Source organism: Simplicispira hankyongi, assembly GCF_003570885.1.
Taxonomy (GTDB): domain Bacteria; phylum Pseudomonadota; class Gammaproteobacteria; order Burkholderiales; family Burkholderiaceae_C; genus Simplicispira; species Simplicispira hankyongi.
The window spans coordinates 1,153,501-1,174,844 of sequence record NZ_QXJC01000001.1 but is presented as its reverse complement, the minus strand read 5'-3'; the positions used below and the strand labels follow the sequence as shown (position 1 = coordinate 1,174,844).

Here is a 21,344-nt window from a genome sequence, read left to right as displayed (position 1 = left end):
GCCAGCCAGACGGAGACATGTCATGAAAGCTGAACATTGCATTGCGCGCCTGTGCCTGGTGCTGGTCGTTGCCGCAGGGCTTCCCTTGTCGGCGCTGGCGGCCGCTGGCCGGGTGCAGTTTGCTGCGGGCGACGTCCAGATGCGCCGAGGCGCTGCACTGGCCGCTTTGGCGAGTGGTGCGTCGCTCGACAATGGGGATACCGTCTTGACTGGAGCCACGGGCCGTGCCCAGCTTCGGTTTACCGACGGTGGCCTCGTGTCCCTGTACCCCGATTCCGAATTCACCGTGACGCGGTACGTGGACAGCGGCGACCCAGCGCAGGACAGCTTTGCGGTCAGCTTTTTGCGAGGCAGCATGCGCGCGATCACGGGGCTGATTGGCAAGCGCAACCCGGCCAACTACAAACTCACCACCCCGACGGCGGTGGTGGGTATTCGGGGTTCTGCCTACCGGGCCTTCTTCAACCCTCAAGGGCAGCTTGAAGTCGGAGGCGAGCAAGATGAGATTGAGGTCTGCACCCACGCTGGCTGCGTCGGCTTGAAGGTCGGTGAGTCGGTTCTGGTGCTGTCCAGCGACCGGCTTGCGGTCTATACCAATACGCAGGCCTTGCTTCCCCTGCCCACGCCAGGCTGGCCGTTTGCCGCAGGCGAGCAGGTGCGCAGCGATGGCAGCAATGCGGCGGTGTTCCTTGCGCCTGTGCCGGTGGTTCCGACAACGCCCACTCCGCCTGGCAATGGAGGTACCACGCCCGGCGGGACGACGCCTGGAGGTACAACGCCCGGTGGGACGACACCTGGCGGGACAACGCCGGGAGGCACCACACCTGGTGGGACGGTGCCTGGCGGGGGTACCAGGCCCGGAGGCAATGGGGCAGGCGGCGTGGCGAGGCCCCCGATCATCAGAACCCCTCCGGTGCTGCTGCCTCCCCCGATCCTGTTTCGGCCTCCGATTCCAATCATTCCTTGAAGCGGCTGCGTTGCCGCTTGATTGTCAGAGCTGGTAAAAGGCTTGGATTCGGCTCCACGCGTCGTGGGGGTCGTCGGTGAGGTGAAACAGATCGAGGTCGGCCTCGGTGATGGTGCCGACCTCCACCAGCGCCTCGAAATCCAGAAACCGGTTCCAAAATTCTGTGCCGAACAGCACGATGGGTACCGGCTTGGCCTTGCCCGTTTGCACCAGGGTCAGCACCTCGAACAGTTCGTCCATGGTGCCAAAACCGCCGGGGAAGGCCACCAGTGCCTTGGCGCGCATCATGAAGTGCATCTTGCGCAGCGCAAAGTAGTGGAACTGGTAGCTCAGCGTCGGGGTAATGAAACGGTTGCCGCTCTGCTCATGGGGCAGCGCAATGTTCAGTCCGACGGTAAGCGCGCCGGCCTCATGGGCGCCCCGGTTGGCCGCTTCCATGATGCCGGGGCCGCCGCCGGTGCAGATGTAGAGGCGATTGGCCAGCTCCTGTGCGTTGCTGTGCCGGGCGACGAGTCCGGCAAACTCGCGCGCCAGTTCGTAGTAGCGCGCATTGCGCACTGCGCGCTCGGCCAGCGCAAGGGCTGCGGCGTCACCCTGGGCCTTGGCGGTAGCGAGCAATGCAGCGGCTTCGTCGGCGGCGACAAAACGTGCGCTGCCATAGACCACCACCGTGTTTTCAATGCCTTGTGCGGTTTGGCCCAGGTCGGGCTTGAGCATTTCGAGCTGGAAGCGAATGCCGCGCGTTTCGCGGCGCAACAAAAACTCGGGGTCGGTAAAGGCCAGTCGGTTGGAGTGTGGCTCCAGCGCCGCCACGTCGCTCGGGTCAGGTTGCAACTCGGCCAGGGCATCGGCAAGGCGGCGTTGGTTGAGGTGGGTAGTGGCGTCCATTATTTTTTTGGGAAAAACGATGTTTAGGCATAGCTGGCAATCGCGGCGAGCTATGAAACGGATAGTGATTTTGCCTGCTTCAGCCCGTGCGTGAGATGGGTCAATCCGAGAGCCTTGGCAATTGCTCGAAAATGCTGCCATGACCAGCCCTGTTGAACCCGATTGGGATCCGCGTGCCGCAGAGGTGCAGCGCGATCCCCAGGCCGCCACCGATGCCTTGCGTGAGCATTGCCCTGTGGCGTATAGCAATTTGCTGCACTGGTCGCTGTTGCGACATGCCGATGTGCTGCGTGTGCTGCACGACCCGGCAACCTTCAGCAGCGTGGTGTCCCAGCATGTCGCGGTGCCCAATGGCATGGACCCGCCGCAGCACACCGCGTACCGGCGCGCGATCGAGCCCTATTTTTCACCTGAGCGCGTTGCCGCCTTTGAGCCGCAATGCCGAGCGATCGCTCGTGGTTTGGTGGACGCCTTGCCTCAGGGCGCTGCATTCGACTGCATCGCGCAGCTCGCGTTGCCCTTTGCGGTGCAGGTGCAGTGCGCCTTTCTGGGCTGGACCGAGGAAGACTACGCCGCATTGTCCGAGTGGACGCATGCCAACCATGCCGCCACGCTGGCACAGGAACGTACGTTGCTGGCCGACCTGGCGATTCAGTTCCAGTCCATCGTCACGCGCCAACTGGCACGGCGCCGCGCGCCTGGCGCTGATGTAAACGACATCACGGCTTCCCTGATGCGTGAGCAGGTCAATGGCGTGCCTCTGACGGATGCGGAGATCGCCAGCATCCTGCGCAACTGGACGGTGGGCGAGATCGGCTCCATTGCCGCCTCGGTCGGCATCCTGTGCGACTGGCTGGCGCAGCATGCGCCGGTGCAGGCGCAGTTGCGTGGGCGGCCCGAGACCATCCCCCCGGCGGTGGAGGAAATCCTGCGCCTGCGTGGCCCGCTGGCCACCAATCGGCGTGTCGCTACGTGCCCGGTGGACATCGGGGGGCGCCATTTGCCAGCGGGCGCACGCGTCACGCTGCACTGGACGGCGGCGAACCGCGACCCGCAGGCGTTCGAAGACGCGCTGGAGTACCGCCCTGAGCGCTCGCAAGAGGCGAATCTGCTATGGGGCGCGGGCATCCACGTCTGCCCGGGTGCGCCCCTGGCACGGATGGAGTTGCGCGTGCTGCTGGAAGAGCTGCTCGCGCTTGGCGTGGTGCTAGCGCCCGTGCCGGGTCAGGCGCCTGAGCCTGCCGTGCACCCGGCCAGCGGCTGGGCGTGTGTGCCACTGCGGCTGGCCAAACCCGTCTAACCGCGCAGTGCCAGCGCCACCGTCTGCAAGCCAAGCCAAGTCAGCAGCAGCGAACCGCCCAGGTGCAGCAGCACGCTGGTGAAGGCAAGCAGCAGGCGCTGCTGCTGCAGCAGTTCGACGATTTCCACCGAAAAACTTGAAAACGTGGTGAGCGCGCCCAGAAAACCGGTGATGAGCGCCAGCCGCCAGGTCGGGTCGAGCTGGGGCATGATCTGAAAGACGGCCACGACCAGCCCGATGACGTAGCCACCAATGAGGTTGGCCGCCAACGTGCCCCAGGGCAGCAGGCCACCGGGGCTCAGCCACAGGCCCAGGCGCCAGCGGGCCAGGGCGCCCAGGCTGGCGCCGGCGCAAATGGAGAAGACGTTCAGCATGGGGCGCAATGGTAGCGCGCGCTGCGGCCTGTCAATGTCCGCTCATCTGCTGGGGCAGCCAGGTGACGATGCCGGGGAACACGTAAATCAGCGCCACCGCCACGCACATCAGCAAAAACATGGGCAGCGTCACACGGGCGATCCAGGGAAGCTGGCGCCCGGTCATGCCTTGCAGCACAAACAGATTGAAACCCACGGGTGGTGTGATCTGCGCCATTTCGACTACCAGCACCACGAACACGCCAAACCACAGCGGGTCAATGTGCGCTGCCTGGACCGTGGGCATCAGCACCCCCATGGTCAGCACCACCATGGAGATGCCGTCGAGAAAGCAGCCCAGCACAATGTAAAACAACGCCAGCGCTGCGACGAGCTGGGCCTGGTTCAAGCCCAGCGAGGTAATCCATTCGGCCAGGTGGCGCGGCAGGCCGATGTAGCCCATGGACAGCGTGAGGAAGGCCGCACCCGCGAGGATCAGCCCAATCATGCAGTACAGGCGCGTGGCGCCCATCAGTGCGTCCTGGAAGGTCTGCCAGCTCATGGAGCCCTGCAGCGACGAGAGGATGAGCGCTCCGGTCACGCCCACGGCCGCGGCTTCCGTGGCGGTGGCAAAGCCGGTGTAGATGCTGCCCAGCACCGCGGCAATCAGCAGCACCACCGGAATCAGGCTGCGCGACGCCGACAGCTTTTGCATAAGCGACAGGCGCTCGTCCGCTTGGGGAATCTGGTCCGGGTGGCGCAGCGCCCACAGAGCGATGTAGCCCGAAAACAGCGTCGCCAGCAGGATGCCCGGGAGTACCCCGGCAATGAAGAGCTGCGAGATCGACACGTCCGCCGCCACGCCGTAGACGATCATGATGATGGAAGGCGGAATGAGAAGCCCCAGGGTACTGGCCCCGGCCAGCGTGCCGACCACCATGTGCTCGGGGTAGCCACGGCGGGTGAGTTCCGGTAGCGTCATCTTGCCAATCGTCGCGCAGGTGGCCGCACTTGAACCCGACACGGCGGCGAAGATGGTGCAGCCGATCACGTTGGTGTGCAGAAGCCGCCCCGGCAATGCCTGCACCCAGGGCGCCAGGCCTTTGAACATGTCCTGCGAGAGCCGGGTGCGAAACAGAATTTCGCCCATCCAGATGAACAGTGGCAGCGCGGTCAGCGTCCAGCTTGACGACGAACCCCAGATCGTGACCGCCATGGCGTCACCCGCGGGACGGGACGAAAACAGCTGCATGCCGATCCAGGCCACGCCGGAGAGCGTGAGCCCGATCCACACCCCGCTGCCCAGGATGAGGAACAGCGTGGCGATCAGCAGACCGGTGATGGCAATGTCGCTCATGGTGTCGCGGGGCCTATTCGTTGCGCAGCGCTTCGCTGCTTTGCGCCGGCACGCGCCGGCCCAAGATTTCGAGCACCAGTTCATCGACAAAGGCGATGGCCAGCACCACCGTGCCCAGCGCCATGGCAATTTGCGGCAGCCACAGGGGCGTGGCGTCGTTGCCGGTAGAGATGTCGTTGAACACGTGCGATTGCCAGGCGAGCTTGCAGCTGTAGAAGGCGAACAGCAGCGCCAGCAGTGTGGCGGCGCCAAGCGCCCACAGCTCGGCGCCTTTTTTCCAGCGGCCCTGTAGCAGGTTGAGCACCAGCGTGACGCGAATGTGCTCGCCGCGCTTCAAGGTGTGTGCCAGTGCCAGAAACCCCGCCGCCGCCATCAGGTAGCCGGCGTAGGCGTCCAGCCCCTGCACCATGAAATGCAGCTGCCGGCTGGCAATGGAAAGCAGCACGCATGCCAGGAGCACGACCATGCACAGGGCTGCCAGCGCCGCAGCGCCGGTGTAGAGGCCATCAAGCAAGCGGCGCATCGGTCGGGCGCGGGCTTACTTGCGGTAGGCGTCGATCAGCGCCTTGCCGTCGGGGCCGGCCTTGTCCAGCCATTCCTTGAGCATGGTCTCGCCCACCTTGGCCATGTCGGCCTTGAGCTGGGGCGAGGGCGGCAGCACCTGCATGCCGTGCGCCTTGAGCGTGGCCAGCGTCTCGGTGTTGACCTTCTCGGCCGCTGCCCAGCCGCGTGTTTCGGCCTCCTTGCCGGCTTTCAGCAGGGCTTCCTGGTTGCCTTTGCTCAGGCCGTCGAACGCCTTTTTGTTCACGATGACGGCATTCTTGGGCAACCAGGCCTGCAGGTCATAGTAGTACTTGAGCTGCTCGTAGAGTTTGCTGTCCACGCCAGTGGCGCCCGACGTCATGGTCGCCTCGACCACGCCGGTGGCGAGGGCCTGCGAGAACTCGGCTGCCTGCACCGTCACGGGCTGGGCGCCGACCAGTTCGGCAATGCGTGCGGTGGCGGGGCTGTAAGCGCGCCACTTGATGCCCTTCAAGTCGGCGGCGGACTCAATGGGTTTCTTGGTGTACAGGCCCTGGGGCGGCCAGGGGACCGAGTACAGCATCATCATGCCCTGCTCGGCGAATTTCTTGTCCAGCAGCGGTTTTTGCGCTTCGTAGAGCTTTCTGGCATCGGCAAAACTGGTGGCCAGGAAGGGCTGGCCATCGGCGCCGAAAATCTGCCATTCGTTCTGGAAGTTGGCAAAAATGATCTCACCGATCTGCGCCTGCCCGCCTTGTACCGCGCGCTTGATTTCCGGCGCCTTGAACAGCGAGGCGTTGGCGTGCAGCGTGATCTTGAACGCGCCGCCCGTGGCCTTGTCCACGTCGGCCGTGAACTGGGCCAGGTTCTGCGTGTGGAAGTTGCTGGCCGGGTAGGCGGCGGCCAGGTCCCAGGCGGTTTGTGCTGCTGCGGGGACACAGGCCAGGCCACCGGCCAGCGCAAGGCCTAGCACGGCGGTGGAAAGGGTTCTACGCTTCATGGGACGCTCCACTGTGGTTGGGTTGAGGAAGTGCGGATGACTGTAGCCTTGCACGCCGTGCGAGCCGCTAGGTGTTTACGCTAAATGTCGACAAATTGTCGGCAAATTGGTGATCTGCTGCCTACAATCCGCTGCGCAGCCGCGTTCCATGCCGCTGCACAGCCGGAGTTCCGCATGAATGCAGCCAAGCGTCCCAAGTCCGAGTCGGGCCCCATCGTCTCGTCGGCGCATCTGGTCTCGACGCACAGCGCCGAGATGAGCGAATTCGAGTTTGGCCTCATCGTTGCCGGCAATGCGTTTCACCGCTGGGTGGTGCACTGCATGTCGGCGGCGGGTCTCAAGGAGCTGACGCCGCTCGATGTCCTGGTGCTGCACCACGTCACGCACCGCGCACGCGACAAGCGCCTGGCCGACATCTGCTTCATCATGAACGTCGAGGACACGCACCTGGTCAACTACTCGCTCAAAAAGCTCCAGGGGCTGGCCGTCGTGGCGTCGCACAAGAGCGGCAAGGATGTGACCTATGCCGCCACCGAACAGGGCCGCGCCTACGTCAAGCGCTACCGTGAAATCCGCGAGAGCTGCCTGATCAATGCGCTCAATGCCGACGAGTCGCTCAACCGCGATATCGGTGAGCTGGCCCGGCTGCTGCGCGTGCTCTCGGGCATGTACGACCAGGCAGCGCGGGCCGCCGCGTCCTTGTGAAATTTCAAGCAAAAATGGCCTCTCGCGCAATACCCATAAGCGCTAGCAGCTACATATTCGAGAGCATCCCATGACCGAGCCCACTCCCAAGCAGCGCTGGCAGTTCTGGATTGACCGTGGCGGCACCTTTACCGATGTGGTGGGGCGCCGGCCCGATGGCCGCCTGGTCACGCACAAGCTGCTCTCGGAAAACCCCGAGCAGTACCCGGACGCTGCGGTGGCGGGCATCCGCCAGTTGCTGGGACTCGCCAGTGGCGTGCCGGTGACGCCCGAGCAGGTGGAGTGCGTGAAGATGGGCACCACGGTGGCCACCAACGCGCTGCTCGAACGCAAGGGCGAACCGACCCTGCTCATCACCACGCGGGGCTTTCGCGATGCGCTGCGCATTGCCTACCAGAACCGCCCGCGCCTGTTCGATCGCCACATCGTGCTGTCCGAGCTGCTCTACGAGCGCGTGGTCGAGGCGAGCGAGCGCATTGGCGCGCATGGCGATGTGGTGGCGCCGCTCGATGAAGCGAGTTTGCGCGAGCGCCTGTGGGCGGCGTACGACGCCGGTCTGCGCAGCTGCGCCATCGTGTTCATGCACGGCTACCGCTACGCGCAGCATGAACAAGCGGCAGCCCGCATCGCGCGCGAGCTGGGGTTTACGCAGATCAGTGCCTCGCACGAGGTCAGCCCGATGATGAAGTTCGTCGGGCGGGGCGACACCACGGTGGTGGACGCCTACCTCTCGCCCATCCTGCGCCGCTACGTGGCGCAGGTGGCACGGCAGATGCCGGGCGTGCCGCTGTACTTCATGCAGTCGTCTGGCGGGCTGACCGATGCCAACGCTTTTCAGGGCAAGGATGCCATCCTCTCGGGCCCGGCGGGCGGCATCGTCGGCATGGCGCGCACGGCGGAAATCGCCGGGCACACGCGCGTCATCGGTTTCGACATGGGAGGCACCTCTACCGACGTGAGCCACTATGCCGGCAGCTTCGAGCGCGAATTTGAAACGCAAGTGGCTGGTGTGCGCATGCGCGCGCCGATGATGAGCATCCACACCGTTGCCGCGGGTGGCGGCTCGCTGCTCAGCTTCGACGGCGCACGCTTTCGTGTCGGCCCCGAGAGCGCCGGCGCCAACCCCGGCCCGGCGAGCTACCGGCGCGGCGGGCCGCTGGCCGTTACCGACGCCAACGTCATGGTCGGCAAAATCCAGCCAGCGCACTTTCCGCAGGTGTTTGGCCCGGCGGCCAACGAGGCGCTGGACGCAGATGTGGTGGCGCAGAAGTTTGCCGCCTTGGGTTTGGGTACTGGCCGCGAGCCGGAAGACGTGGCGCACGGGTTCATCCAAATTGCCGTGCAGCAGATGGCCAACGCCATCAAGAAGATTTCCGTCGCCCGCGGCTACGACGTCACGCGCTATACGCTGCAGTGCTTTGGTGGCGCTGGCGGCCAGCACGCCTGCCTGGTGGCCGATGCGCTGGGCATGGAGCAGGTGCTGGTGCATCCACTGGCGGGTGTGCTCTCGGCCTACGGCATGGGCCTGGCCGACCAGAACGTGATCCGCGAGCAGGCGGTTGAGCGCCTGCTGGGTGCCGAGGTGCTGGTCGAGGTGGAGGCGCAGTTGGCGCAGATCGGCGAAGCGGCACGCCAGGAGCTGGTCAGCCAGCAGGCGGTTGCCGCCGCCGAGGGTGCCGCTGGGTCGCGGCCCGCCAAGGTCCGTGTGCTCCGGCGTGTGCATTTGCGCTATGAGGGCAGCGACGCTGCGCTGGTCGTGCCGCATACCCCCGAGACTTCGGACGATGCAGCCGTGCGCGTGGATCTGCTGCGCAAGGCCTTTGAAACGGCCTACCGCCAGCGCTACGCTTTTGTCATGCAGGGCAAGCGCCTGGTGGTTGAGGCGGTGTCCGTCGAAGCAATCTTGCCCGGCGTTGCCCCCGCTGTGCCCGACCTGCCGTTGTACCCCGAGCGTGAGGTGCCGCGCCGCGCCACGGCGCGCATGTACACGGGCGGCGTCGATGGCGCCCCCGCCTGGCACGAGGCCGCACTGGTGGTGCGGGGTGACCTGCGCGCTGGCGACCGCCTGGCTGGCCCGGCCATCATTGCCGAGCAGAACGCGACAACCATCGTCGAGCCCGGCTGGGAGGCGCAGCTCACCGCGCAGGACAACCTGCTGCTGCAACGCCGCGTCCCGCGCGCCGCGCGCCATGCCGTCGGCACGCAGGTCGACCCGGTGCTGCTGGAGGTGTTCAACAACCTGTTCATGAACATTGCCGAGCAGATGGGGCTGCAACTGCAGAACACGGCCTATTCGGTGAACATCAAGGAACGGCTTGATTTTTCGTGCGCGCTGTTCGACGCCCAGGGCCAGCTCATTGCCAACGCGCCGCATATGCCGGTGCACCTGGGCAGCATGGGTGAGAGCATCAAGACGGTCATTCGTGAAAACGCAGGCGCCATGCGGCCTGGCGACGTGTTTGTGCTGAACGACCCGTACCACGGCGGCACGCACCTGCCCGACATCACCGTCATCACACCGGTGTACCTGGACCAAAGCGGCCAGCCGACGTTTTACGTGGGCAGCCGGGGCCACCATGCCGACGTGGGCGGCACCACGCCGGGCTCGATGCCGCCGTTTTCCACGCGTATCGAAGAAGAGGGTGTGCAGATCGACAACTTCAAGCTGGTCGACGCGGGTGTGCTGCGCGAGGCGGAGATCCTCGCGCTGCTCGCCTCGGGTGGCTACCCGTCGCGCAACCCGCAGCAGAATCTTGCCGACCTGAAAGCCCAAATTGCCGCCAACGAAAAGGGCGTGCAGGAGCTGCGCCGCATGGCCGAGCAGTTCGGATTGGGCGTGGTGCAGGCCTACATGGGCCACGTGCAGGACAACGCCGAGGAATCGGTGCGCCGCGCCATCACCCGCCTGGCGGTGCGCATGCAGGACGGCGCCTTCACCCTTCAGCTCGACAATGGCGCGCAGATCACCGTGTCGGTTCGTCTCGACGCCGCCTCGCGCAGCGCCGTGGTGGACTTCACCGGCACCTCGCCGCAGCAGACCAACAACTTCAACGCACCCACGGCGGTGTGCATGGCGGCGGTGCTGTTTGTGTTCCGCTGCCTGGTGGACGACGACATTCCGCTCAACGCCGGGTGCTTGAAGCCGATCAAGGTGGTGATTCCGCCCGGCTGCATGCTCAACCCGAATCCGCCGGCCTCGGTGGTCGCTGGCAATGTGGAGACCTCCACCTGCATCACCAACGCGCTGTTCGGCGCGCTGGGCGTGATGGCGTCGAGCCAGCCGACCATGAACAACTTCACCTTCGGCAGCGAGCGCCACCAGTACTACGAAACCATTGCCGGCGGCACGGGCGCGGGCGGTGAGTTTGACGATGCCGGTCGCCTGATCGGCGGCTTCCCGGGGACCAGCGTGGTGCAGGCGCAGATGACCAATTCGCGCCTCACCGACCCCGAGGTGCTGGAGTTCCGCTTTCCGGTGCGGCTGGAGAGCTTTGCCATCCAGCGCGGCTCGGGCGGCGCCGGGCGCTGGCGCGGCGGCGATGGCGGCGTGCGGCGGGTGCGCTTTCTCGAACCCATGACCGCCAGCATCCTCTCCAACGGCCGCATCCACCCGGCCTTTGGCATGGCTGGCGGCAGCGCCGGCGCACCGGGCCGCAACCGCGTGCTGCGTGCGGATGGAACGGTAGCGCTGCTCGGCCACATCGGGCAGGCGCAGATGCAGGCAGGCGATGTGTTTGAAGTCACCACGCCGGGCGGTGGCGGCTTCGGAGAATCAGAAAAATAGAGGAAAAATGGCCTCTAGCGCTTACCCAGTAAGCGCTAGCAGCTATGAATCTAGGAGTTCTTTTGCCCGGATGCAGGGCGAACTGCAGCCGCAGCCTTGCTGCCCTCGCCGCTGCCCGAGAGCGGTGGCGGTACGTCCTGGCCAGCCAGCCGGGCGCGAAACAGCCCGGTGCGCATGAGGAAAATGTTGGTCACCGGCACCGTGACCGCCAGGAACACGGCGATCAGCAGGCCGTTTGCCGCCACGGCGCGGCTTTGCAGCGAGAAGTACAGCACCGTGCCGGCCACCACGCACCAGCAGCCCAGCGTGGCGATGACGGCCGGCGCATGGACGCGCTCGAAAAACGTGCGCAAGCGCATCAGGTTGAACGAGCCAATCAGCGCAATCAGCGCGCCGGCCAGCACCAAGACCGAGACCAGGATGTCCACCCACAACGGCAGCGGCGTCATTCAATCACCTCGCCGCGCAGCAGGAACTTGGCCATGGACATGGAGCTGACAAAGCCGAGCAGGGCAATCAGCAGCGCCGCCTCGAAATAATTGCTGCTGCCTTGGTGGATGCCGAGCACCAGCATCAGCAGCATGGCGTTGAGCGCCAGGCAGTCGAGCGCCAGCACCCGGTCTTGCGCCGTCGGGCCGCGCAGCACGGGCACCAGCGAGCAGGCCATGGCCAGCGCCAGAATAAAGAGCGCAGCAGGCAGGGCATAGGACAGCACCGGGTTCATTCGAAAATCTCCATCAGCGGGCGCTCGTAGCGCTCTTTCACCAGGGCGACGAACTGGGCTTCATCGCCCAGCTCCAGTACGTGCAGCAGCAGCATGCTGTGGTCGCTTGAAAGCTCTGCCCAGGCCGTGCCGGGCGTCAGGCAGACGATCACTGCCAGCACGGCAAGTGCGTTCGGGTCGCGCAACTCCAGTGGCACGTGGGCGAAGCCAGCAGGGTGGCGGCGCAGGCCGGGTGCGAGGAACACACGCAGCGCGTCCAGGTTCGACGCGATGGTGTCCGCCGCGACACGCAGCGCCAGCCGCGCAATGGCGACCGGGTGGCGCACGCGCACGGGCAGCGGCCGCAGCCCACGCGTGAGCAGCGGAATCGCGATGCCCAGCACCAGGCCCATCAGCGCCTGGCCCGCGTCGACGCTGCGGCCCAGGACCATCCACAGCCCCCACAGAGCGAGCGACAGCAAGGGCGCAGGCAAGAGTGCTGGCAATAGGGTTGGCAACAGGCGCTTCAAGGCGTTTTCTCCCCAGGCTCTGAAGGTGTCGAGCCCGCAGCGCTGCTTGGCACGGGCTCGGCGCCAAGAACCGCCTGCACGTAGCCGCGCGGTGCGTAGAGCGCGTCGGCTGCGGCCTGCGTGAAATGCAGCGCCGGGCCGGCGGCCACCGCCAGCAGCACGCAGGCCAGCAGCAGGGCGCCAATCGGCAGGCCTTCGGCAAGCCCCACGCGCAGTGGGCGGCGTCCCTGTGACGCCCAGAAATGGGCGATGCCGACGCGCACGAGTGCGGTCAGCGCCAGGAAGCCGCTGACGATCAGCACGGCGAGAAAAGTCCAGCCGGTGAGCCCTGGCTGCTGCCCGGCCGACGCGGCGAGCCCGAGCGGGTTCAAGAGCGCGCTCAGCATGGCGAATTTCCCGAGAAAACCGGGCAGCGGCGGCATGCCCGCGAGCATCAGCGTGCAGCCCATGAAAGCCAGGCCGACGAACGCCGTGGCAGCCGGGATGGGGCGCCCCACCAGCGCGTCTTCGTTTTCGTCGAGGTTGAAGCCACGCGTGTGTTCCAGGCGGGCGTTGAGAAAGGGCGCCTCTTCGTCCTCCTGCTCGTAGGGGTCGGCGCCCTGATTGGGGCTGCGCCAGCGGTCGAGCACGTCGCCCAGCAGGAACAGAGCGCCAACGGCCAGTGTCGAGCCGGGAAGGTAGTACAGCATGCCGGCGGTCAGCAGGTTTTGCCCAAAGCTGCTGGCGGCCAGCACCGTGCCCGAGGACACCAGCGCCGCATACCCCGCCAGATGGCCCAGGCGTTGCGAGCCCATCATGCCGACGGCGCCAAAGGCCATGGTCAGCAGGCCAGCGCCCAATAGCCACTGGCTGCCAAACTGCGCCGACGCCCCGGCCTCGGCGCCAAACAGCAGCGTCCACAGCCGCAGGATGGCGTAGATGCCCAGCTTGGTCATGATGGCAAACAGCGCGCCCACCGGCGCCGTGGCCGCGCTGTAGGCCGGCACCAGCCAGAAGTTGAGCGGCCAGACGGCGGCCTTGATGAGGAAGGCCGTGGCCAGAATGCCCGCCGCTGCGTGCAGCAGGCCGCGGTCGGCGTCTGGCAGGGTCGGAATGTGCTGCGCCAGGTCGGCCATGTTCAGCGTGCCGGTGAGGCCATAGAGCATGGACACGCCAATCAGAAACAGTGCCGAGGCCGCCAGGTTGATGGCGATGTAGTGCATGCCGGCGAGCACGCGCGCGCGGCCCGAGCCGTGCAGCAGCAGGCCGTACGAGGCCGCCAGCGTGACCTCGAAAAACACGAACAGATTGAACAGGTCGGCGGTGAGGAAGGCACCGCACAGCCCCATCAGCTGCAATTGGAACAGCGGATGAAAGTGCACGCCTGCCCGGTGCCAGCGCGCGCAGGCGAACACCGAGGCGGCGAGCGCCAGCAGGCTGGTCAGGACCAGCATCAGCGCCGAGAGCCGGTCGAGCGCCAGCACGATGCCAAACGGCGCCGGCCAGTTGCCCGGCAGGTACACCCCCAGCGCGTTGGCTGTGCCCTCCTGCGCGGCGCGCAGCAGCAGTGTCGACGAGACCGCCAGCAGCACGGCGCAGGAGCCCACGTTGAGCGCCATCTTGAGCCGGTGGCGCTCTTCGCCGAGCAGCATCATCCAGGCCGCCACCAGGAGTGGCAGCAGCACCGGCACCAGCATCAGGTGCTGTACGGCGGCGGTATCCAGGACATCGCTCATGGGGCGAGTCCTTCGTCGTCCGGCCCATCGCCCTCGGGCGGCTCGGCGCTGTCCACATGGTCGGTGCCCGCCAGGCCTCGGGACGCGAGCAGCACCACCAGGAACAGCGCCGTCATGGCAAAGCCGATGACGATGGCCGTGAGCACCAGGGCCTGCGGCATGGGGTCGGTGTAATGCGCCAGGTCCTGCGGTACGCCGGCTTGGAGCACGGGTTCTTTGCCGGTGGCCAGGCCCAGGCGCCCCATGCTGAAGATGAAGAGGTTGACCGCGTAGGAGATGAGCGACAGCCCCATGATGACCTGGAAGGTGCGCGGACGCAGCAGCAGCCAGACGCCCGAGCCGGTGAGTACGCCTATGGCCAGCGCCAGGGTAAGTTCCATCAGGCGACCTCTGCTTTCGCGGCTGTCGCTTCTTCGGCGCGGCGTGCGTGTGCCCGGTGGCCGCGAATCGACTGGTGGGCAATGGAGGTGAGGATGAGCAGCGTCGCGCCCACCACCAGCAGGAACACGCCGGTATCAAAGAACATGGCGCTCGCCACGTGCACCTCGCCAACCAGCGGCAGCGTGAAGTGCGCCGTGTGCGTGGTCATGAAGGGGTAGCCAAAGACCAGCGAACCCAGACCGGTGGCCAGTGCCACCAGCAAGCCCGCGGCCATCCAGCGGCGCGGGTACAGCGCAAGGTGGGCTTCGACCCACTGCGTTCCGGAGATGGTGTACTGCAGCACGATGGCCGCCGAGAACACCAGGCCGGCGACAAAACCACCGCCTGGGGCATTGTGTCCGCGCAAGAACAGGTAGACGGCCACCAGCGTGGCGAAAGGCAGCAGCAGGCGCACCAGCACGGCAGGCACGCGCAGGTAGCCAATGGCCGTGTCACTCGCCAGGCGTGGGTTGATCAGGTCGGTGTCCAGATCGGCGGGCAGCGCGCGCTGCTGCGGTGGCAGGTCGAGCATTTCGATGGCTGGGCGAAAGCGCCGCAGCAGGGCGTACACCGTGAGCGCCACCACGCCGAGCACCACGATTTCGCCAAAGGTGTCGAAACCGCGGAAATCCACCAGCATCACGTTGACCACGTTGGAGCCACCGCCGCCCGAGAGCGCGTGCTCCAGAAAGAAGGTCGAGGTGCTGGTGGGAAACGGCCGGTTTTGCATGGCAAAGGACAGCAGCGCCATGCCCAAGCCGGCCGCCGCAGCCAGGGCAAAGTCTCGCGTGCGGCGCAGGCGGGCCCGCCGCGCCGCCCCAGGCAGGGCGCGGCGCTGCCATTCCGGCACGCGCTTAGGCAGCCAGCGCAGGCCCAGCAGGATCAGCAGCGTGGTCACTGTTTCGACCGCCAGTTGCGTCAGCGCCAGATCCGGAGCGGAGAACCACAGAAAGGTGACGCAGGTGACCAGGCCCGCGCCGCCCAGCAGCGTGAGTGCGGCCAGGCGGTGGTATTTGGCTTGCCATGCCGTCGCCAGCGCGCAGACCATGCCCAGTGCCCAGAGCATTGCGAACGCTGGCTCAAAGGGCAGGCTGGCGCGGTTGCCGATCGGCAGGCCGCGCGTCCAAAGCGGTAGCGTTGCCGCTACCAGTGCAAATGCCACCAGCCACAGCATCTGCCACTGCAGTTTTTTCGTGCCCAGCAGTGCCCGCCCGCGCCGGCCAGCCACGGTCAGCCCTGCGAGCAGCGCCTCGAAAGCGCGTTGGCCGTCGGCCCAGGTGAGACCAGGCGTGCGGCCCGAGGTGTCGCTGCGTCGGCGCAGCAAAGCGTAGAGCAGTGCGCCGCCACCCAAGGCGACCAGGCTCATCAGAAAAGGCGTATTGAAGCCGTGCCACACGGCCAGGCTGTAGCTGGGCAGTTCGCCGCCTACGACGGGGCGCGCAGCCGTATCGAGCACACGCCCCACCGACCACTGCGGCAGCACGCCCACCACCAGGCAGGCCAGCACCAGCAGCTCCACCGGCACGCGCATCCAGTGCGGGGGTTCGTGCGGCTGGCGCGGCAGGTCGGTGGCGGGCGGGCCGGCGAAGGTTTGCAGGCACAGGCGCACGGAATAGGCCACGCTGAACACACCGGCAAGCGTGGCGGCCCAGGGCAGCAGCGCCTCGACCAGTGGGCTGGCCTGCACGAACACGGTTTCGGCAAAGAACATTTCCTTGGACAAGAAACCGTTGAGCAGCGGCACACCTGCCATGGCCGCCGCCGCTACGGTGGCCAGCGTGGCCGTAATCGGCATGCTGTGCGCGAGGCCCGAGAGCCGGCGCATGTCGCGCGTGCCGGTTTCGTGGTCGATGATGCCCGCCGCCATGAACAGCGAGGCCTTGAAGGTCGCGTGGTTCATGGTGTGGAACACGGCGGCCACGGCTGCCAGCGGGCTGTTGAGTCCCAGCAGCAAGGTGATGAGGCCCAGGTGCGAGAGGGTTGAGTACGCCAGCACGCCCTTGAGGTCGTTCTGGAACATCGCCACATAGGCGCCCAGCAGCAGGGTGATGAGGCCGGCGCCGCCCACGATCCAGAACCAGGGCTCCGTGCCCGAGAGCACGGGCCACAGCCGCGCCAGCAGGAACACGCCGGCCTTCACCATCGTGGCCGAGTGCAGGTAGGCCGATACGGGCGTCGGCGCTGCCATGGCGTGCGGCAGCCAGAAGTGAAAGGGGAACTGTGCGCTCTTGGTCAGCGCGCCCAGCAAGATCAACACCAGGGCCACGGGGTAGAGCGGGTGCGCGCGCACCAGCGCGCCCGCCGCGAGCACATGGTCGAGGTCGTAGCTGCCCACGATGTGGCCGAGCACGATCACCCCGGCGAACAGGCACAGACCGCCGGCACCCGTCACCGTGAGCGCCATGCGCGCGCCGCGCCGGGCGTCCTTGCGGTGGTACCAGTAGCCGATCAGCAGGAACGAGAACAGACTGGTCAGCTCCCAGAACAGCGCCAGTTGAATCAGGTTGCCCGAGAGCACCACGCCCACCATGGAACCCATAAAGGCCAGCAGGAACGCGAAGAAGCGCGGCACCGGGTCTTTGGGCGACATGTAGTAGCGTGCGTACAGCACCACCAGTGCACCCATGCCCAGCACCAGCAGGCAGAACATCCAGGCAAAGCCGTCAAGCCGCAGCACCAGCTTGAGACCCAGCGCCGGCGCCCAATTGATCTCCTGGCGCAGCACCTCGCCAACGGCAATGTGCGGAAACAGCAGGGCCGCCTGCACCGTGCAGAAAACGGCAATCAACCCGGCGATGGTCGATTCGGTGTTGCGTGCGTTCGACGGCAGGAACGCCGCCAGCAGGCTGCCGACAAAGGGCAGGGCGACAAGGGTGGCGAGTGGCAACTGCGGCAGGTCCATGGACCTTACTTTTCTGCAGCGTGACCGGCCTCGCGCGCTCCCGGATACGGCTGGCCGTTGACGGTGAAACCTTGGGCAGAGAAGTTTGCGGCATTGGTGCGACCGATGCCGCGTACGCGCGCGACCAGGTCGGCCCAGTCCTTGAAAGGCTGGCGCTCGCGTTCGGCCAGGATGCGCCGCGTGGTCGCCGGACCGACGCCGCGAATGCCGTCAAGCTGTGCTTCGCTCGCGCTGTTGAGATCCACCTGGGCGAGTGCGGCGCTGCACCACAGCAGGGCGCACGCCAGCAGGCAGGCACGGCGCGCGCCGACGCGCCCCACTACAGCTCCTCCACGCGCTTGGCCGGGTAGCTGTCCCAAGCCTGGCAACCGGGGCAGTGCCAGAAATGCTGGCGCGCCTCGAAGCCGCAGGCGGCGCAGCGGTAGCGTGTCAGCGGGCGTGCGGCGGTGTCGAGCGCCGCCTGGATTTGGGGGTGAAACTCTTCATGCTCCAACCGTTCGCCGGCCAGCCATTTTGCGGCGGCGACGAGCGACGGTTCGCGTTCCAGGTGGCGCAGGTACCACATGCGGCTGTCGTCCGTGCCCGGTATCGCCTTCGGTTCTGATGCGGACAGCGCCACGATGGCATCGAGTACATCGAGCGAGGGGGCCTCCGCGTAGTACCCCGTGAGCAGTTCCAGTACCTCGGCCTCGCGGCCGCTGGTTCGCGCGATTTCGGCGAACAGGGCTGCGGCCAGGGGCAGGGCAGCGGGGGCCTGCGCGCGCAGCTCGCGCAGCGTGCCCAGGGCTTCTGCGCTGTTGCCCGCCTGCTGGGCAATGCGCGCCAGTTCGAGACGTGCGCGCGCGGCCTGCGGCGCTGCGGCCAGCGCCTGTTCCAGCAGGGCGACGGCACCGGCGTTGTCGCCGGCTGCGCGCTGGCTCTGCGCCTGCTCACACAGGTAGTGCGCCTGGCGGGTGCTGAAGTCGCCCTGACCGGCGGCGTGCATGCGGCGCGCCACACTGGCGGCCTGCGGCCAGTCGCGCGAGCGTTCGAAAATGGCCAGCCGCGCCAGCCGTGCCTCGCCCTCGAAGGCCGTGCCTTCGAGGCGCGCGAGTGCATCTTCCGCGCGGTCGAGCAAGCCGGCTTTGAGGAAATCGAGCGCCAGCGCGTGCTGTGCGCGATCGCGGTCGGCGCCGCTCAAGTCGCCGCGCGAGAGCAAGTGCTCGTGTACGCGCACGGCGCGGTCGTATTCGCCCCGGCGGCGAAACAGGTTGCCGAGCGCAAAGTGCAGCTCTGACGTGTCGGGGTCGTTCTGCACTGCCTCGATGAAAGCGTCAATGGCCTTGTCCTGCTGCTCGTTGAGCAGGAAGTTCAGGCCCTTGAAGTAGGCCTTGGGGGCGTCGCGGTTCTGCGCGCGCAACTGGCGCAGGTCCAGGCGCGAGGCGCCCCAGCCCAGTATGAAGGCGAGCGGCAGACCCAGCAGGATCCAGGCGAGGTCAAACTCCATGGGGCGGCACGGAATCGGCAGGTGCCGGCGGCAGAGGTGCTGCAGCTTCGGCTTGGGCCTGGCTTGCCTGGGCGCGCTGCGCGGCTTTTCGGTGCTTCCACCAGCGCGGCACCATGCCGAGCACACCGGCGACGAGGCCAAAGGCAAAGGCGGTAAGCACCACCAGCACCAGCGGTGCGCGCCATTGCGTGCCGAAGAACAGGTGCACGGTGGCGTCTTGCTGGTTGTTCAGCGCGAAGGCGAACAATGTAAAAAAAATGGCTGCCTTGAGCAGCCACAGGAAGTATTTCATGGTGGTCCCAGTGGTAGGACGATTCTACGAAGCCTGGCCGCCAAACTGGCAGGCGGGTTCGCATCCACCAGAAAATTTTGGTGTTTTTGGCTTCTAGCGCTTATGCAGCATGCGCTAGTAGCTATAAGTTTTATAGCTTTATTTCGCTGTACTTTGCTGGGTGAGCTGGTCGGTGCGTTGGTCCACCGCCTCGCGCAAGGCCTTGCCGGGCTTGAAGTGCGGCACACGTTTGGAGGGAATGGCAACCGCTTCGCCACTGCGCGGGTTGCGGCCCATGCGTGGCGGGCGGTGGCTGACGGAAAAACTGCCAAAACCCCGCACTTCGATGCGGTGGCCGCGCACCAGGGCGTCGCCAACGGCGTCGAGCAGCGCCTTCACGGCGACTTCCGCGTCGCGGTGGGTGAGCTGGTCAAAACGCTCGGCCAAGGCTTCCACAAGGTCGGATCGGGTCATGGGAGAGGCGTAGACATGAAAACGGGTGGGCGCATTGTGCACCCACCCGATGAAAAATGAGGCCGGCGCAGCAGAGGCGCCGGCAGAACAAGCTGGATTCCCAATCTAAATCAAACGGTTGCTTCGTTGGCTTCGCTTAGCCAGTACGCCTGTACTGTCTGCGCTTGACCATCGCGCACCCGATTGATTGAGAAACGGAATTACTTGTCCGAGTTGTCCAGCTTGGCGCGCAGCAAGGCGCCCAGGCTGGTCGTGCCGGCGCTCTCGCGGCTCGACTGCTGGCTCAGGTTGGCCATGGCACCTTGCTCGTCGAGCATGTCTTTTTGCTTGATCGAGAGCTGGATGTTGCGGGTCTTGCGATCCACGTTGACCACCACGGCGGTGACTTCGTCGCCTTCCTTGAGCACGTTGCGGGCGTCTTCCACGCGGTCACGCGAGATTTCCGAAGCGCGCAGGTAGCCGACGATGTCTTCGCCCAGGTCGATCTCGGCGCCACGGGCGTCCACGGTCTTGACCTTGCCGGTGACGGTCTGGCCCTTGTCGTTCACGGTCACGAAGGTGGTGAACGGGTCGCCGTCGAGCTGCTTGATGCCCAAGGAGATGCGCTCGCGTTCCACGTCCACGGCCAGCACGATGGCTTCGACTTCCTGGCCCTTCTTGTAGTTGCGCACGGCGGCTTCGCCGGGCTCGTTCCACGAGAGGTCGGACAGGTGCACCAGGCCGTCGATGCCGGCCGCCAGGCCGACGAACACGCCGAAGTCGGTGATCGACTTGATGGGGCCCTTGACGCGGTCGCCGCGCTTGGTGTCCTGTGCGAATTCTTGCCAGGGGTTGGCCTTGCACTGCTTCATGCCCAGGCTGATGCGGCGCTTGTCTTCATCGATCTCGAGGACCATGACTTCGACTTCGTCGCCCAGGGTGACCAGCTTGGCAGGAGCGATGTTCTTGTTCGTCCAGTCCATCTCAGACACGTGCACCAGGCCTTCGATGCCGGGTTCGAGTTCCACAAACGCGCCGTAGTCGGCGATGTTGGTGATCTTGCCGAACAGGCGCGTGCTTTGCGGGTAGCGGCGCGAAACGCCCATCCATGGGTCGTCGCCCATTTGCTTGAGGCCCAGCGAGACGCGGTTCTTCTCGGTGTCGAACTTGAGGATCTTGGCGGTGATTTCCTGGCCAGCCGTGACCACTTCCGAAGGATGGCGAACGCGGCGCCATGCCATGTCGGTGATGTGCAGCAGGCCGTCGATGCCGCCCAGGTCCACGAAGGCACCGTATTCGGTGATGTTCTTGACCACGCCCTGGACGATGGCGCCTTCTTTCAGCGTTTCCATCAGCTTGGCGCGCTCTTCGCCCATCGAAGCTTCCACGACAGCGCGGCGGCTCAGCACCACGTTGTTGCGCTTGCGGTCAAGCTTGATGACCTTGAACTCCATGGTCTTGTTTTCGTACGGCGTCAGGTCCTTGACCGGGCGCGTATCGATCAGCGAGCCGGGCAGGAAGGCGCGGATGCCGTTGACCAGCACCGTCAGGCCCCCCTTGACCTTGCCGCTGGTGGTGCCGGTGACGAATTCGCCGGATTCCAGGGCTTTTTCCAGGCTCATCCACGAGGCCAGGCGCTTGGCCGTGTCGCGCGAGAGGATGGTGTCGCCGTAACCGTTTTCGATGGAGCCGATGGCAACCGACACGAAGTCACCGACCTGGACTTCGACTTCGCCCTTGTCGTTCTTGAACTCGTCGAGCGGCACATAGGCTTCGGACTTGAGACCGGCGTTGACCACGACGAAGCTGTGCTCGACGCGCACGACTTCGGCAGTGATGACTTCGCCCGGGCGCATCTCGGTGCGTTGCAAGGATTCTTCGAAAAGGTCGGCAAAAGATTCAGACATGTATTTCCTTGCCACGTGCAGGTTGACAGCAGCACCATTGCTGCGGTTTGAAAGGCTGCCCGTGGTGGTTGGGGTACGGCG

General features: G+C 66.0%; 20 protein-coding genes. 4 read left to right on the top strand and 16 right to left on the bottom strand.

Translation table 11 applies throughout. The features are described 5' to 3' along the window. Window positions 1-22: 22 nt before the first annotated feature. The gene (locus tag D3F03_RS05350) at window positions 23-967 is read left to right on the top strand and encodes a FecR family protein (RefSeq protein WP_119108255.1); all 945 of its coding nucleotides are present in this window, start codon (window positions 23-25) and stop codon (window positions 965-967) included. Between the two features lie 24 nt (window positions 968-991). Here D3F03_RS05350 and D3F03_RS05345 read toward each other — a convergent pair whose 3' ends face one another. Beyond that, window positions 992-1,855, bottom strand: a complete 864-nt coding sequence (locus D3F03_RS05345) for an LOG family protein (protein WP_119108254.1) — start codon at window positions 1,853-1,855, stop codon at window positions 992-994. Window positions 1,856-1,994: 139 nt separating this feature from the next. Between D3F03_RS05345 and D3F03_RS05340 the strand changes: the two genes are divergently transcribed. Continuing rightward, entirely contained in the window at window positions 1,995-3,155 is a 1,161-nt protein-coding gene (locus D3F03_RS05340) for a cytochrome P450 (protein WP_119108253.1), read from the top strand. Here D3F03_RS05340 and crcB read toward each other — a convergent pair. From crcB to D3F03_RS05320, 4 genes are read right to left on the bottom strand one after another with little or no spacing between them, the layout of a single operon-like run. Next, the gene (gene crcB / locus D3F03_RS05335) at window positions 3,152-3,529 is read right to left on the bottom strand and encodes a fluoride efflux transporter CrcB (protein ID WP_119108252.1); all 378 of its coding nucleotides are present in this window, start codon (window positions 3,527-3,529) and stop codon (window positions 3,152-3,154) included. The genes D3F03_RS05340 and crcB overlap by 4 nt on opposite strands. A gap of 31 nt (window positions 3,530-3,560) precedes the next feature. Next, window positions 3,561-4,865 carry a TRAP transporter large permease gene (locus D3F03_RS05330; RefSeq protein WP_119108251.1) on the bottom strand — a complete coding sequence of 435 codons (1,305 nt, stop codon included), beginning with the start codon at window positions 4,863-4,865 and terminating at the stop codon, window positions 3,561-3,563. A 13-nt stretch (window positions 4,866-4,878) separates the two neighbouring features. Beyond that, window positions 4,879-5,388 (bottom strand): TRAP transporter small permease, encoded by a 510-nt coding sequence (locus tag D3F03_RS05325; protein WP_119108250.1) that lies wholly within the window; start codon window positions 5,386-5,388, stop codon window positions 4,879-4,881. 15 nt (window positions 5,389-5,403) lie between these two features. Further along, a complete protein-coding gene (locus D3F03_RS05320) occupies window positions 5,404-6,387 on the bottom strand; it encodes a TRAP transporter substrate-binding protein (RefSeq protein WP_119108249.1) in 984 nt (327 codons plus the stop codon). 174 nt (window positions 6,388-6,561) lie between these two features. On the opposite strand from D3F03_RS05320, the gene D3F03_RS05315 reads away from it, so the two are divergent. After that, a complete protein-coding gene (locus D3F03_RS05315) occupies window positions 6,562-7,092 on the top strand; it encodes a winged helix DNA-binding protein (RefSeq protein WP_119108248.1) in 531 nt (176 codons plus the stop codon). A gap of 70 nt (window positions 7,093-7,162) precedes the next feature. Next, window positions 7,163-10,876, top strand: coding sequence for a hydantoinase B/oxoprolinase family protein (locus tag D3F03_RS05310; protein ID WP_119108247.1), 3,714 nt, complete (start codon window positions 7,163-7,165; stop codon window positions 10,874-10,876). A 50-nt stretch (window positions 10,877-10,926) separates the two neighbouring features. Here D3F03_RS05310 and D3F03_RS05305 read toward each other — a convergent pair whose 3' ends face one another. From D3F03_RS05305 to rpsA, 11 genes are all read right to left on the bottom strand, one after another. Then, complete coding sequence (locus D3F03_RS05305; RefSeq protein WP_119108246.1) at window positions 10,927-11,325, bottom strand: monovalent cation/H(+) antiporter subunit G; 399 nt, start codon at window positions 11,323-11,325, stop codon at window positions 10,927-10,929. Next, entirely contained in the window at window positions 11,322-11,600 is a 279-nt protein-coding gene (locus D3F03_RS05300; protein ID WP_119108245.1) for a K+/H+ antiporter subunit F, read from the bottom strand. The genes D3F03_RS05305 and D3F03_RS05300 overlap by 4 nt, the downstream gene beginning before the upstream one ends. After that, entirely contained in the window at window positions 11,597-12,097 is a 501-nt protein-coding gene (locus D3F03_RS17390; RefSeq protein WP_281271417.1) for a Na+/H+ antiporter subunit E, read from the bottom strand. The genes D3F03_RS05300 and D3F03_RS17390 overlap by 4 nt, the downstream gene beginning before the upstream one ends. 8 nt (window positions 12,098-12,105) lie before the next feature. Next, window positions 12,106-13,824: a monovalent cation/H+ antiporter subunit D gene (locus D3F03_RS05295; RefSeq protein ID WP_245960503.1), complete on the bottom strand. Its 1,719-nt coding sequence runs from the start codon at window positions 13,822-13,824 to the stop codon at window positions 12,106-12,108. After that, window positions 13,821-14,204, bottom strand: a complete 384-nt coding sequence (locus D3F03_RS05290; RefSeq protein ID WP_119108244.1) for a Na+/H+ antiporter subunit C — start codon at window positions 14,202-14,204, stop codon at window positions 13,821-13,823. Before D3F03_RS05290 ends, D3F03_RS05295 begins: the two co-directional genes overlap by 4 nt. Beyond that, window positions 14,204-17,131 carry a monovalent cation/H+ antiporter subunit A gene (locus tag D3F03_RS05285; protein ID WP_119108590.1) on the bottom strand — a complete coding sequence of 976 codons (2,928 nt, stop codon included), beginning with the start codon at window positions 17,129-17,131 and terminating at the stop codon, window positions 14,204-14,206. Before D3F03_RS05285 ends, D3F03_RS05290 begins: the two co-directional genes overlap by 1 nt. A gap of 20 nt (window positions 17,132-17,151) precedes the next feature. Further along, a complete protein-coding gene (locus tag D3F03_RS05280) occupies window positions 17,152-17,466 on the bottom strand; it encodes a ComEA family DNA-binding protein (protein WP_245960502.1) in 315 nt (104 codons plus the stop codon). Beyond that, window positions 17,466-18,632, bottom strand: coding sequence for a lipopolysaccharide assembly protein LapB (gene lapB, locus D3F03_RS05275; RefSeq protein WP_119108243.1), 1,167 nt, complete (start codon window positions 18,630-18,632; stop codon window positions 17,466-17,468). The genes D3F03_RS05280 and lapB overlap by 1 nt, the downstream gene beginning before the upstream one ends. Further along, window positions 18,622-18,924 (bottom strand): LapA family protein, encoded by a 303-nt coding sequence (locus D3F03_RS05270; protein ID WP_119108242.1) that lies wholly within the window; start codon window positions 18,922-18,924, stop codon window positions 18,622-18,624. Before D3F03_RS05270 ends, lapB begins: the two co-directional genes overlap by 11 nt. 138 nt (window positions 18,925-19,062) lie before the next feature. Further along, on the bottom strand, window positions 19,063-19,377 hold the full coding sequence (locus tag D3F03_RS05265; protein ID WP_119108241.1) for an integration host factor subunit beta: 315 nt from the start codon (window positions 19,375-19,377) through the stop codon (window positions 19,063-19,065). 200 nt (window positions 19,378-19,577) lie between these two features. Then, window positions 19,578-21,278, bottom strand: a complete 1,701-nt coding sequence (gene rpsA / locus D3F03_RS05260; protein WP_281271412.1) for a 30S ribosomal protein S1 — start codon at window positions 21,276-21,278, stop codon at window positions 19,578-19,580. Window positions 21,279-21,344: the final 66 nt, after the last annotated feature.